This is a genomic window from Haliscomenobacter sp. (assembly GCF_033763495.1).
Lineage (GTDB): Bacteria > Bacteroidota > Bacteroidia > Chitinophagales > Saprospiraceae > Haliscomenobacter.
Genome location: NZ_JANRKL010000128.1, coordinates 1 through 13,003 on the forward strand (window position 1 = coordinate 1; position 13,003 = coordinate 13,003).

The 13,003-nt window shown below is 47.3% G+C and carries 12 protein-coding genes; 7 read left to right on the forward strand and 5 right to left on the reverse strand.

Features of this window, described 5'->3' with window-relative positions; all coding sequences use genetic code 11:
• Positions 1-150: 150 nt before the first annotated feature.
• Positions 151-1,128, reverse strand: a complete 978-nt coding sequence (locus SFV55_RS13470) for a DUF4271 domain-containing protein (RefSeq protein WP_320030033.1) — start codon at positions 1,126-1,128, stop codon at positions 151-153.
• Positions 1,129-1,134: 6 nt separating this feature from the next.
• On the opposite strand from SFV55_RS13470, the gene SFV55_RS13475 reads away from it, so the two are divergent.
• A complete protein-coding gene (locus SFV55_RS13475; RefSeq protein WP_320030034.1) occupies positions 1,135-1,260 on the forward strand; it encodes a hypothetical protein in 126 nt (41 codons plus the stop codon).
• Here the strand turns inward: SFV55_RS13475 and SFV55_RS13480 are convergent.
• From SFV55_RS13480 to SFV55_RS13495, 4 genes are all read right to left on the reverse strand, one after another.
• Positions 1,257-1,691, reverse strand: a complete 435-nt coding sequence (locus SFV55_RS13480; protein ID WP_320030035.1) for a DUF1573 domain-containing protein — start codon at positions 1,689-1,691, stop codon at positions 1,257-1,259. The genes SFV55_RS13475 and SFV55_RS13480 overlap by 4 nt on opposite strands.
• A 102-nt stretch (positions 1,692-1,793) precedes the next feature.
• Complete coding sequence (locus SFV55_RS13485; protein ID WP_320030036.1) at positions 1,794-3,194, reverse strand: M20/M25/M40 family metallo-hydrolase; 1,401 nt, start codon at positions 3,192-3,194, stop codon at positions 1,794-1,796.
• Positions 3,195-3,449: 255 nt separating this feature from the next.
• A complete protein-coding gene (locus tag SFV55_RS13490) occupies positions 3,450-3,704 on the reverse strand; it encodes a hypothetical protein (RefSeq protein WP_320030037.1) in 255 nt (84 codons plus the stop codon).
• Positions 3,705-3,925: 221 nt separating this feature from the next.
• Positions 3,926-6,307, reverse strand: a complete 2,382-nt coding sequence (locus SFV55_RS13495; RefSeq protein WP_320030038.1) for a M1 family metallopeptidase — start codon at positions 6,305-6,307, stop codon at positions 3,926-3,928.
• 339 nt (positions 6,308-6,646) lie between these two features.
• On the opposite strand from SFV55_RS13495, the gene SFV55_RS13500 reads away from it, so the two are divergent.
• From SFV55_RS13500 to rlmN, 6 genes are all read left to right on the forward strand, one after another.
• Positions 6,647-7,216, forward strand: coding sequence for a DUF1990 domain-containing protein (locus SFV55_RS13500; protein WP_320030039.1), 570 nt, complete (start codon positions 6,647-6,649; stop codon positions 7,214-7,216).
• A gap of 18 nt (positions 7,217-7,234) precedes the next feature.
• Positions 7,235-8,158, forward strand: a complete 924-nt coding sequence (locus tag SFV55_RS13505; protein WP_320030040.1) for a YndJ family transporter — start codon at positions 7,235-7,237, stop codon at positions 8,156-8,158.
• 416 nt (positions 8,159-8,574) lie between these two features.
• On the forward strand, positions 8,575-9,447 hold the full coding sequence (locus tag SFV55_RS13510; RefSeq protein WP_320030041.1) for a hypothetical protein: 873 nt from the start codon (positions 8,575-8,577) through the stop codon (positions 9,445-9,447).
• Positions 9,448-9,466: 19 nt separating this feature from the next.
• The gene (locus SFV55_RS13515; RefSeq protein ID WP_320030042.1) at positions 9,467-10,378 is read left to right on the forward strand and encodes a hypothetical protein; all 912 of its coding nucleotides are present in this window, start codon (positions 9,467-9,469) and stop codon (positions 10,376-10,378) included.
• Positions 10,379-10,472: 94 nt separating this feature from the next.
• On the forward strand, positions 10,473-11,669 hold the full coding sequence (locus SFV55_RS13520) for an adenylosuccinate synthetase (protein ID WP_320030043.1): 1,197 nt from the start codon (positions 10,473-10,475) through the stop codon (positions 11,667-11,669).
• 101 nt (positions 11,670-11,770) lie between these two features.
• Complete coding sequence (gene rlmN, locus SFV55_RS13525; RefSeq protein WP_320030044.1) at positions 11,771-12,820, forward strand: 23S rRNA (adenine(2503)-C(2))-methyltransferase RlmN; 1,050 nt, start codon at positions 11,771-11,773, stop codon at positions 12,818-12,820.
• The last annotated feature ends 183 nt before the right edge of the window (positions 12,821-13,003 follow it).

A 13,003-nucleotide genomic window follows, 5' to 3' on the forward strand; every position in this document is an offset into this window, starting at 1 on the left:
TTGTACCTTTTCTCCAACTCGTAGTACGGAGAACGTTCAGGTTTGGGCTGCGAAACAAGGATGGTCTTTACTTTTTTGAAAGTTTCCTCCTTGGCTTGTCCGTTTGCTGCCATTCACGATTATTTTGGTAACCTACTTTCGATTTCCTAGCTACTGTTGGTTCAAGATTAATTTTACCACAGTGAGTACAGGAGCGATTTCGACGGTGCAAATATACAACAAAAAGTGAAATAGATGTGATGCAAAAATTCGGCCAGCCAGCCAGAGGCTACGTACCGATCTAAATGCATAAACCAATCCAATCACTATAATGGTTCCCCAGATAAAAATTTTGTGCCACTCCGGGCTACCGTAGGCCAATAAAATATTGACTGGTCCCAACAACAGACCTAGCGCTGCTCCAAACACCAACATGATGAAGTTGTAACGTGAGATTTCGCGGTTTACCGGAAAAATGAGGCCAATCAAACCCAACACAAGGTGTTTGAGCCCAAAACCCGCGATCACGCCACCTACACAGATGCCTAATTGGCTGAGATACCCCATGCCAAAATTAACCTGCAAATCGTGCAGAAAATAGAATAAAAATATCCCCAGATTGATTAAAAACGAAAGGTACAACACAGCGTAAACCCCTACGCCACGCCCTTCTCTTTCACGAAAAACCTGATTGAAAGCATTTTCATTGGCAAAAGCCTGAAAGACCTTAATAATTGGGCCTCGCAGTAAGGTCATAAAAAACGCTAAAGTGAGCAAGATAAAGGTGGTCACCCCAAAATTAAGGCGTTGAAGGATTGCAGCAGGTGTAAGATTGGATTTGAAATCGAATTTTGGAAGGGTCCACTCACGGCGCTTTTTGGGTGGTTTCGCCTTTTCAGTGGCGATCTGCAAGGCGCTAGCAGAAGGGCGAGCCAAAAGATCGAATGGATTGTTGAGTACAGCAGAATCTACGGTTGGGGCACCTGGTTTGATGCCCATTCGATGCAGCAATTCAAAAGGGTTGTCAGTGCTTTGCGCCAAAAGATTATTGGGCACAAACGGCAGTAACATGAAATAAAAAAATACAAAAACAATCTTCCGCTTCAAGTTTTCTACCTTTTTCTTTTCAGCTGCAAAGGTAGCAAGCATTTGTGAATGATTGGGTATGTAATGCTGAAAAGTTTAGAAGTTGATGCCTCGGCTACGCTCGGCAACCAGTCACTGAGCGAAGCCGAAGTGTCGGTTGCCGAGCGTAGCCGAGGCATCAACTTTCTCAACTAATTCGCTGCTTGCTCCACTTTTCCTTTCAAGCGCAGAACCACTTGTTCATCGCTAAGGCTGGTGATAACGGTCACTTGTTTGGTGAATTCACCTGGTGCCAGCGCATTGTAAGTAGCGGTGATTTCGCCAGTTTTGCCCGGAGCGATAGGCTCTTTGGTGTAATTAGGTGTAGTACACCCACAAGAGGCATTTACCGAAGTGAAAACCATAGGCGACTTGCTCTTGTTTTTCACTTTAAAAACCGCAGTGACAGGTTTGCCCTGAGGGATGGCACCAAAATCGTGCTCGATTTTATCCCAAATCAGTGCTGGGGCTTTCTTTTTGCTTTTGGCTGAAGTTTCATTTTTTTTCATGTTGGCTTCAGCGGTGTTTTGAGCCGCGAGGGTTCCGAATGTACTCAAGGCCAAGAGAGCAAGGATCAAATATTTCATGGCAAATTTGTTTTTGTTCCGCATGTTTACGGAGTACGTGATAACTTGTGCAAAAGTACTACACCATATTATATAGTACTGTTAACAGGTTTCAAATTACGGTTATTCCAACCCAAATTTGTCTAATAGGTACACCAATGCGGTCATGGCAGCGGTACCCAGCTCCAATTCGCGCTTGTTGACCGCATCAAAGGTATCAATGGCTGTATGGTGGTAGTCAAAATAACGTTGAGAATCAGGCTCAAAACCAAATAAAACTCCTTTTTGGGAACGCAGCGGGCCAATGTCTGCCCCAGAACCTCCTTTTTTAAAGGTAAGTCCATAGGCTTCCAGCAGTGGCGCCCATTCCATGATTTGTTTATACTTTTTGTCAAAAGCCCGATTCTCCGATTCGCAGGTAAAACCTCTGGGCGTAAAGCCACCTCGGTCCGATTCTATGGCAGCTAGATGGAACTCCTTGTTCCGATTGGAGATTTCAGCATATGCCTGCCCACCTTTTAATCCATTTTCTTCATTCATAAACAAGACACAACGAATGGTGCGTTTGGGACGGTATCCCAGGCGTTTGAGTACCTGGAGTACATCCATAGCCTGCACACAACCTGCTCCATCATCATGGGCACCTGTACCCACGTCCCAGGAATCGAGGTGTCCTCCAATCAGAATGATTTCCTCAGGTTTTTCAGTACCCCGGATTTCACCAATCACGTTGTGAGAGGGTTTCATACCCATCATGTGGCTGGTATTGCGAATGAATACCCGCACAGGTTCGTCCTTGAGCAGTCGGCTGAGCAGCTCCGCATCATTCGTGCTGATGCCAAGGGCAGGGATGGGGGTCACTCCAGGTTCATAGGAGGTGCTACCTGTGTGCGGCACATCGTCGTGACGAGTGGTCATCGAACGCACCAAAACGGCAAGTGCTCCATACTTTGATGCCCGGGAAGCCCCCAGGCCACGTTGATCAACTGCGCCCCCATAAGCAGCAAACGTATTGAGTTGGGTAGGATCCATTGGTCGATTGAAGAAGACTATTTTGCCAGCAAGTTTTTCGCGGCCCAGGCTTTCGAGTTCATCCAGGCGTTTGACTTCAATGACATCCGCGCTCAAACCATTGGGCCCCGTACCTTCAGAGTTGCCCAAGGCCAAAGCCTTGAGGTCAAAACTTCCCATTTTGGAGTGTACTACCCTAACCACTTCTTTTTCCCCTCTTTGCCAGTGCGGCACCATACAAGGTTGAATCCATACCGAGTCCAGCTCCAGAGTGTCCAACATTTGTCGGGTGTACTCCACTGCGGCAGCGGCCTGAGGTGTGCCACTCAAACGAGCTCCGATTCGATTACAGAGGTAGTCCAACCAAGGATAAGATTTCCCTTGGGTGAGTGCCTTATTGTAAATTTCACGGATGTAAAAAGCATCCGCATCCGATTTTGTATTTGCTTGGGCATGTAAATCTGGTAGTTGACATCCCAGTACAAGCAATAACGCAAAGAATTTCAGCTTCATGAGTAAGTTGTATTAACGGTACGTTACGTGAATCAAAAAAAAGTTCAAAAAAGGGCAAAAAAAGTTTTTTTGGCTTTTTTGGAAAAAAATTTTCTATTTCTTAAAAAAAGCAAATTTTTATCGCCAAAACAGGGGTTTTGCTTTGCATAAAATCTAATTGCGAAAAACGAGCTTTGTTTGTAAACTAAACAAAGTATCCTTTTCGGAAAAAAGATTTGATATTTTCAAAAAAAGGCCATATTTTAGCGCTATCAATTAAAAAGAACAAAGAGTTATTGAAAAATTTGTAATTGTACTTTTTACAATAACTTTACTTGTTTTTTTACTGCTTGAAGAAGTTTTTCGAAAAATATAATTTGGTTTTATTTGGTTAGGGCTGAGGTAGTGCTGTGGTAGCGCTGCCTCCTTTTTTTTGCCCCTACCTGAAGGTTGGGGCAAAAAACCCACGACAAAACCCACGACTAAAGTCATGAGCTCTTTTTTTGGGTGGCCTCCCACGGATAAATCCATGGGTTGGCGGTGTACTCCCGGATTTTGGTCAGCCACATTGGGCTGCCTCAACACACTCACACCCACACAATCCACACCCACACCCATTCTTGCGGATAAATCCATGGGTTGGCGATGTATCTTGAGGGGATGGAAGTCTAAGGTTGGCCCGACGTAGGGCAACCACTTAGGATTGCCCCAACACACCCACACCTTCACACTTTCACACCCACACCCATTCTTCACGGTCTTACCTTTTTAGCTTTTGCCTTCTGCATCGGATTTGGACCTTCCTCAATTTTATGGGCTTTGAACACCTGGAAGCGGGTTGGCACCTGTTTCACTGGCCAGTTGTTATTGCTTTCGTCGATGTCGGCAGTTTCGCGGAAGGGGTCGAGGCGTACGGCCTTTACCATCTTGTCCTTGACAAACACTTTTTTGAACTGGTTTTCATTTTTGCGCCAAATTTCGGCAGGAAGGCGGTCGATTTGGGTACTTCCATCCGCAAAAGTCCATTCCAGAATAATCGGCATCACCAAGCCCCCTTTATTGCTAAACTGAAGCTCGTAGTAGTGCTTATCTCCAAATCGTTTGGTTTTTTCGTCCTTGCTGTACGTTTGGTCATAGAGAGATACTTTGGTTTCTGCGATGGAGTCCGCTGTTGTCCAAGGCTGGTAAGTAGTATAAAAATCCTTCAGGGTGGTATCCCGTTCAATCAAAGGCACTTTGCCTGCTTCTTTGTTGCGCACCTTATTGATGTCGTAAAAAGGCTTTTCAACCTTGTTTTTTGCGACAAATTCCTTCTTTTCCGGGTTACTGTCTAGATCCACCCGATAATACTTGATGCTGTCCAGGGATATATCCACTGCATCGGTAGTAAAAAACCAACCGCGCCAGAACCAGTCCAGATCCACCCCACTGGCATCTTCCATGGTGCGGAAAAAGTCGGCTGGTGTAGGGTGTTTGAATGCCCAGCGGCGGCAGTACTCTTTGAAGGCGTAGTCGAACAATTCACGCCCCATTACGGTTTCACGCAGGATGTTGAGGGCAGTAGCGGGTTTGCGGTAGGCATTTGCAAAAAAATCGACGATGTTGTCGCTGTTGGTCATGATGGGCTCCAGCTGGTCTTTGGGCAACTTCATGTAATCCACAATCTGGTGCGCCGGACCAAACCAGGGTTTGTAGTCGTTGTCCATTTCCCGCTCGGCCACAAACTGTACGAAGCTGTTAAACCCTTCATCAAACCAGCTCCATTGCCGCTCATCGCTGTTGATGATCATTGGGAAATAGTTGTGCCCTACTTCGTGAATGATGGTGGAAACTGCGTCAATTTTGGTCGATTCCGAATAGGTTCCATCCGGTTCAGCTCTGCCAGGGTTGAAACAAATCATTGGATACTCCATGCCATTGGCTGCTTCCACTGAAATGGCCGTAGGGTAAGGGAAGGGAATGGTGTATTTGGAATAGGTATTAATGGTGTGTTGAATAGCTTTAGTGGAATACTTTCGATAAATCGGGTAAGCCTCCTTGGCGTAATAACTCATACACATCACCTTTTTGCCTTCTTCGGTAGTATTGGCCAGGGCATCCCAGACAAATTTACGGCTGGCCCCCCAAGCAAAATCGCGCACATTGTCGGCTTTGTAAATCCAGGTTTTGAGCTCGCTGGCGCGTTTGGCTTTTTCCGTTTTTTTGGCCTCTTCAAGTGTGACAATTTCGATCGGCTCTTTGGATTGTTGGGCTTGTTGCCAGCGCATGTATTGGGCCGGGCTAAGTAGGGTGGAGTAATTGAGGCATTCGCCGGTTGCGGCTACTACATAATCGGTGGGCAGGGTCATTTTGACCACAAAATTGCCGAAGGTCAGCGCAAATTCAGCACGCCCAGTGAATTGTTTGTTTTGCCAACCGGCAAAATCACTATAGGCACAGAGACGGGGATACCATTGGGTGATGGTAAAAATGTAATTGTCGTCCTCAGAGAAATATTCATAGCCGCCACGGGCCAGGTTGGTTGCGCTATTGCTCGCTATGTCGCCCAGACTGATGCGATCCACCAGATAATAATGCCACTTGACGCCGAAAGCGAAGGAACTGCCCGGTTTGAGCGGTTCGGGTAACTCGATGCGCATCATGGTTTGGTTGATGCTGTATTTGAGTGCCTTACCATTGGCATCGACCACTTCTTCGATTTTGCAGCCAAATTTTTCCTTGCCTTTGGCTGGTTCTAAACCCTGCATCTCATTTTCGCTCATCGCCGCATTGATGTTGGTCGGGTCAAAAACCTGATTGGGGTTATCTACGGCGTGTTGGTTCTCGTCGAGTTGCAGCCAGAGGTAGCGCAGAGGCTGGGGGGACTGGTTGAAATAAGTAATTTTTTCACTGCCATTGAGGCGCAAGTTGTTCACATCCAGCGTACACTCAATGTCGTAATCACAGCGCTGTTGCCAGTACTGTGGCCCTGGTGCACCGTCGATGTTGCGGTAATTATTGGGATCTGGAAGCAGGTCAGTGATTTGTTCAAATTTGTTGCCGTGGTTAGAAACAGGCTGGGCAATAAGGCCTATAGCCCACAACAAAAGGCCTATGCAAATCCAGCTGCGCTGAATGGAGGGAGTTTGCAACATAAAAGTGGTTTTAAATGGGAAAAGCATTGCTCGCAATTCAAGCATGCCTGTAAAGTTCAATAAATTCTGGACTTTTTAGGGCAAAAATTGGTCAATAATTATGGTGGGAAAATAAAAAGGCCCGCTGGAGCAATTCTTCCAGCGGGCTACTAAGCCGTTTTACCTCATCTTACTTCATCCAAAATGGAATCAGGATGATCCCGATCACAAAAGGAGGTGTTTGGAGCGAATCGCTTCGTTCCATGGTGAGGAGATTTTTTTTAATTTTTTTCATCCATTCAAAACAAATCAAAAAGTGCGGCGTTTAAATTTCAATACTTTCAAAATATATTGAAAATAATGAGCCCTTCTTTCGTCCTACCTGACCCTGCCACATTGGCTCAGCATTGGCAAACTCAACAAACCCAGGCATTCGCCTATTCTGAAGTCGGCAGTAGTGCAACTGGTGCTCCGGCAGGTTATAACCACGATCACGAAACAACCCTGCTGGGTTTTGGTGATGGTGTATTTCGATCAGCAGCCCAGGCCTTACGCGAATGGGCTATGTTCCCCCCAAGTTGGACCCAAATTTACCCAAGTAATGCCCCCATTGAAACGGGTAGTGTGGTACTGGTTTTGTTCAGGTTGCTTGGACTGTGGTGGTGGCGCAACAGTTCCCGCATCGTTTACCTCATCGACGAACCCGCTCGTTTTGGCTTTGCATATGGAACTTTACCCGCACACATCGAAAAGGGCGAGGAAATTTTTTGGGTCGAGCTGAGGGATGATGGCAGTGTGTGGTATTCCATCAAAGCCTTTTCCAAACCCAACCGCTGGTATGTGTGGCTGGCCTATCCCCTGGCGCGGGCTTACCAGCGGAAATTTCGGCGTGATTCGTTTGTGGCGATGGCGAGGAGAGTGAAAAGATAAAAGCGAATAGCGAATAATATGGGAAAGCATGTAAACAATTGGGAAGTGATATCTGGGGGCCTGGGCTTGGGGTTGTATTGGGTGTGGAAGGGTAGCGTGCAGCCTTTGGAGAAGGATTGGGTGGAATTGTTGGTGTTGTTGGGGGCGATGGTATTCGTGCCTATGGCCATGCGGCTGTCCGGGGCATTGAATACAAAAACGGGGCGTTGGGCAGTAACCCTATCGACCTGGGCCTTGCTGCTGGCTTATTTGCAGGAGCCGGGGATAGTAGCCGCATTATTGGCTTTGCCTTGGGTGTTGGTTTCAATTTGGTTGTTGGGCAATGCTTTTCAAAAACTGTTGTTGTCAACAATGACGCTGACCGACAAGGTTCAATTTGCAGCGTACTTGTATTTTCCAATTGGCCCACTCGCGGCATTCAGCGACCGCCTGGATTGGGCACCACTGGGGTTTAGCTCGATCATCATTTTGTTGACCGCAGCGCATTTTCACTATGCTGGTTTTTTGTTGCCCTGGATATTGGCGAATTTACTGGGGCGAAACACAGCTTCATTTTGGCAGCAAGGGGTGGCCTGGGCAGTATTGTTGGGCATTCCGGCGGTAGCGGTGGGGATAACCTCGGCGCAATTTGGGGTTGATCCTTGGCTGGAGACTTTTGCAGCTACGTTGATGGCTTTGGGTGGCCTGGGTGTCGCGGTTTGGCATGCGGGACTGGCGCTGGAATCAGGACTCCCTATGTACCAAAAGTTTGCTATGCTGGGTCTGTTTTTGTGTTTAGGTACCGGAATGATCCTCGCCTTATTGTATGGCTGGCGGAGCTATTTTCCCTTATCATTTTTATCCATTCCCTGGATGTATGCCTTGCATGGCACCATGAATACCTTGGGGGTCGGCTTATTCGGGATTCTGATTTATCGAAAAATTTCAGCAGACAAGCACTAAGCCATTACTGGACATTTTTGTTTATTGGAATCGGAGGACATGAATTGCCACGTGCTTTAGCGCGTGGGTGGAGATTGCCTCTTTGATGGACTTTAGTTCTAGGACTTATTTTTTAGCTGTGGCTAAAGCCCGTCTTGAAGAGACTACCAGAGTCCACCAGCTGAAGCTGGAGGCAATTCATGTCCTCCGAGCAATGCGGCCTATCCGATTCAGCCTAAATTTCTGATTTTCCGCTTAGTAATTTTACCCGCCCAACCATAACCTTTCTTCCACTCTTTCCGTATATCCTAAAAAAGAGTCTTTTCCTCGTTTTTCCTCCTTTTTTTATCGAAAAAAATCGAACTTAGTTTGACTTTAAAACTAAGTCTTTGTATATTTGAATCATCAAAGGTTAGTTTAGAATCAAAACTAAGCATATGTCACCACAGGAACTCATCGACAAAATCAACAACGCCAGTCACTTGGGCGAAGTACTGGAGTTGAACGACTGGAAAAAACAATACGGAGAAATGGCCCGTTTGTTGCATCCAGACCTGTGCACTATCCCGGGTGCAGCCGATGCTTTTGCCCGACTGAATGCCCTGAAAGAAGGCTGGGAAAAAGGGTATCGCTTTAACGATGATGCTGGTGCAGTAAAGGCTCAAAATACCACGATTACTTTTGTAGGTGACCCCAAATTGTTGTTACAATCCTACCGCAATTACGGCTACCTCAAAAGTTTGCGCCACCCCGCCGCCCAACACTTTCACCGCTACTTGCCCGAATCCATGGTGCTGGATGCTGAAGTACTGACGCTTCAACTCCGCCACCGTGCTGCACCACTGACGGGGTTGACTTTGCAACAAGGGCACGCCAATTGGATTTTGTCCCGCCTATTGGAGTTTAGCGCCTGGCTGGCTCAGGAAGGTTGGACCCACTGTGGCATCAATCCCGAAAGTGTGTTGGTGGTACCTGAAACCCACGGCATCATCCTGAGTTCTTTTTACCACTTAACGCCATTGGAAGGAGCGGTAAAAACAGTTTCGGCCAAGTACAAACACTGGTATCCCAATGCCTTGTTTGTGGACAAAAAAGCGGTGCCAATGATCGATCTGGAACTGAGCAAACGAACCATTACCACCCTACTCGGCGACCCCTCTGGGATCGGCATCAAACTACAAAAAACGCACAACCCCGCGATGATTGACTTTTTACTTACCGCACATACCGATGCATTTGAATGCTACGACAAGTACCGCAAGTTGCTGGACAAGCACTTCCCGAAAAAATTTTTACCCTTAAATCTATAATCCTCAAAAATAAACAGCTATGGGCTACACTTCATGGTCTAGCGATGCCTATTCGCACTTAAAAACTTCTTATTCCGGCAAATCTGCTGATCAAATTTTCAGCAGTGGCATGAACCCTACGATGGACCCTAAGGGCCTCGTTTTCCGTGAAAGCCGCGACTCAGATGCACACCCCAATTCAATTGCAATTGCTGTGTTCCTGGACGTGACGGGCTCAATGGGTCAAATCCCGGAAATGCTGATTCGCCACAAACTGGGTTCTTTGATGGATACCCTACTGGCACACGGTGTCGCCGATCCACAGGTAATGTTTTCCGCCATTGGTGACCACTACACGGATCGTGCTCCACTGCAAATCGGCCAATTTGAATCCGGCACGGATGAGCTGAACGACTGCCTTTCCAAAGTCTACATCGAAGGCGGTGGCGGTGGCCAAAACATGGAATCTTACCTCCTGGCCTGGTTGGTGGCGGGTCGTCACACGAGCATTGATTGTTTCGAAAAACGCGGCAACAAAGGTTTCCTGTTCACGATTGGTGACGAAAAAAACTGGGATTCGGTTGCAGCTCCTCGTTTGAAAGAGCTGATGGGCTACGCCCAAACCGACCCCATTACGGATGTGCAGGTGCTGGCTCAAGCCCAACGGATGTACCACGTTTTCCACATCCACATCAATGAAACGGGCTACAAAGACAACCCCGATGTGATTGGCTACTGGAAAAAACTGCTGGGCGAACGCGCCTTGATTTTGGACCAGCACATGGCGGTGGCGGAGTTAATCGCCTCCACTGTAGCAGTCATTAATGGTGCAAATCTGGACAAAGTAGCAGCCGAATTTGATGATGCAACGGCTAAATCCGTAAAAAATGCCTTGATGCTGGTGAATACGGATGTCGTCAAAGCAGGTACTAGCGGTGTGGTAAAACTCTAGCTCTCACAAATGCCTGTTAGGGGCGAAATATGGAGTTTACGTTTACTGAACTTTAAAAGTTTAGTAAACGTCGCTCCACCTAAATTTTGGCACCATGAAAACACAAATTGTAATTGGCTTAGGATACGGTGACGAAGGCAAAGGTTTGACTACCGACTACCTGTGTCGCCAGGCCGATTGGCCACTGGTGATTCGTTTTTCAGGCGGCCACCAGGCCGGGCACACTGTCGTTACTGCCGAGGGCCAAAGACATGTCTTTTCAAGTCTGGGGGCGGGTAGTTTGGCGGGTGCGGCCACCTATTGGAGCCGCTATTGCTCCTTTGCACCAGAAAACTTCTGGAAAGAATACCAGGCTTTGCAGGCCAATTCTGCTGGCTTTGTACCCAAAATTTATGTAGATGCTCTGGCTCAGGTAACGACGCCCTACGACGTATTCCACAATCAATCTTCCGAAAAAATCAATGCGCACGGGAGTTGCGGCATGGGTTTTGGTGCCACGATGGAACGCAATGAATTGACGCCATACCGCTTGTACGTGCAAGATCTTTTTTACCCTACAGTGCTGGAGCAAAAATTGCTGGCCATTGGTGAATATTACCGTCGCAAAGTGCATAATCCGATGCTGATGGTGGATTTGCAGGAGATTGTTGCCACTTTTCAAAGTGCAGTACAAGCCATTTTGCCGCTAATTGAAGTGGTGGAGGAAAAAGTTTTTCTGGAAAAACGCATTTACCAATTGGGCTTTGATGCCTTGATTTTTGAAGGAAGCCAGGGGATTCTGCTGGATCGCGATTTTGGTTTTTTCCCCAATGTGACGCGTGCCTACACCACCTCACGCAATGCAATGGAGCTGATCCAAAACTACCAATTGCCGCTCCCCGAGCTCTTTTACATCACGCGGGCCTATCAAACCCGCCACGGTAAAGGTTTTTTGTCGAATGAAGGCCTTAAGTTGAGTTATACCCCCAACCCCATTGAAACCAATGTTTACAACGAGTGGCAAGGTCACCAGCGGGTGGCTCCACTCGATGTGGATTTATTGAACTACGCCCTGGATTGTGACCGCAATTTTTCGGGCACTGCGCCTAAAAACCTGGTGATCACCTGCCTGGATCAGTTGAATGGCAAATTGGAAGCCAGCATTGCTGGAAAAATCATGGCTTTTGCCAAACCTGAGGCCCTTTTACCCAAACTCAAAGTAAAACCTGGCAATTTACTTTTATCCTATTCCGATCGTGCGGAAGGAATGGTGAAATTATCGCAGGTGCAGATGGTGAAGGTTGAAAGTTGAGGGTTAAAAAGTTGAAACGACCGGCACTTCGACTTCGCTCAGAGCCCGGTCATTTCAACTTTTCAACCCTCAACATTTCAACTTATTGTATCTTTGCCCCCATGAACGGAAAAGAACGCATGGATATCCGACAGCGCTCGTTGGCAGAATTAGAGGAGCTGTTCAAGGAAATGGGGGAAGCCAAGTTCCGGGCCAAGCAGGTCCATGAATGGCTGTGGCAAAAAGGTGCGCACTCCTTTGAGGTCATGACCAACCTATCCAAAGGGTTGCGGGAAAAACTCGCCGAAAACTTCACCATCAACGCCATAATAGAGGACAAAGTACAGCGGAGTGCCGATGGCACCATCAAATCCCGTTTTCGTTTACACGACGGCCACCTTATCGAGTCAGTGCTGATTCCAGTACCAGAGGACAAACGTTTTACGGTATGTGTATCCTGTCAGGTAGGCTGTAGCCTGACCTGCAAGTTTTGCGCTACCGGGCGTATGAAACGCATACGCAACCTGGATGCTGCCGAAATAGTAGATCAAGTAGTATTGGTCAACCAGCAATGCCTCGATACTTTTGGGCATCCCTTGACCAACATTGTATACATGGGTATGGGTGAGCCACTGTTGGCTTACAACAATGTGATGGAAAGTGTAGAGCGCCTCACCTCATCCGATGGGCTCAATATGTCGCCCCGCCGCATTACCATCAGTACGGCCGGTATCGCCAAGATGATTAAAAAATTGGCTGACGATGGTTGCAAAACCAACCTGGCCCTTTCCCTCCACGCCGCCGACGACCTCAAGCGCGACGAACTGATGCCCATCAACGAGCAGAACAATCTGGCCGTACTGATGGAAGCGCTGGAATACTTCTACCGTAAAACCCACAACCGCATCAGCTACGAATACATTACTTTTAACAAAATCAACGACGGGCTTGAAGATGCTGCCAACCTGGCTAAACTTTGCCGTCGTTTCCCAGTGCGGGTCAACATCATTGAATACAACCCAATTGGTGAGGTGCCTTACCTGAAATCGGAAGAGGATCGTATCGAGGTCTTTTCGCGCTACCTGAGGGAAAGAGACATTATGGTGACTGTGCGCCGGAGCCGGGGCAAGGATATTGACGCGGCTTGTGGGCAGTTGGCGAATAAAGAATAAAAAAATAAATTTTTCAGCTCGGGAACTTTTTAATTTAGGATAAGGTTGATGCATTGAAACCTAAAAAATCCTAACTTTATGGTAGCACAAGCAACGCAAAGCATGAATTACGATCGTATCCTGGAGGAGGAGTTGCTGCCTCAGGCGGAGGCGCTGCTTACTTTTGCTTACCATCTGACCTAC

Bases quoted from the DNA above. Each gene is read 5' to 3' on its own strand.
- SFV55_RS13470 (WP_320030033.1), bottom strand. From the start codon at position 1,128: ATGCTTGCTACCTTTGCAGCTGAAAAGAAAAAGGTAGAAAACTTGAAG.
- SFV55_RS13475 (WP_320030034.1), top strand. From the start codon at position 1,135: ATGATTGGGTATGTAATGCTGAAAAGTTTAGAAGTTGATGCCTCGGCT.
- SFV55_RS13480 (WP_320030035.1), bottom strand. From the start codon at position 1,691: ATGAAATATTTGATCCTTGCTCTCTTGGCCTTGAGTACATTCGGAACC.
- SFV55_RS13485 (WP_320030036.1), bottom strand. From the start codon at position 3,194: ATGAAGCTGAAATTCTTTGCGTTATTGCTTGTACTGGGATGTCAACTA.
- SFV55_RS13490 (WP_320030037.1), bottom strand. From the start codon at position 3,704: ATGGATTTATCCGTGGGAGGCCACCCAAAAAAAGAGCTCATGACTTTA.
- SFV55_RS13495 (WP_320030038.1), bottom strand. From the start codon at position 6,307: ATGTTGCAAACTCCCTCCATTCAGCGCAGCTGGATTTGCATAGGCCTT.
- SFV55_RS13500 (WP_320030039.1), top strand. From the start codon at position 6,647: ATGAGCCCTTCTTTCGTCCTACCTGACCCTGCCACATTGGCTCAGCAT.
- SFV55_RS13505 (WP_320030040.1), top strand. From the start codon at position 7,235: ATGGGAAAGCATGTAAACAATTGGGAAGTGATATCTGGGGGCCTGGGC.
- SFV55_RS13510 (WP_320030041.1), top strand. From the start codon at position 8,575: ATGTCACCACAGGAACTCATCGACAAAATCAACAACGCCAGTCACTTG.
- SFV55_RS13515 (WP_320030042.1), top strand. From the start codon at position 9,467: ATGGGCTACACTTCATGGTCTAGCGATGCCTATTCGCACTTAAAAACT.
- SFV55_RS13520 (WP_320030043.1), top strand. From the start codon at position 10,473: ATGAAAACACAAATTGTAATTGGCTTAGGATACGGTGACGAAGGCAAA.
- rlmN (WP_320030044.1), top strand. From the start codon at position 11,771: ATGAACGGAAAAGAACGCATGGATATCCGACAGCGCTCGTTGGCAGAA.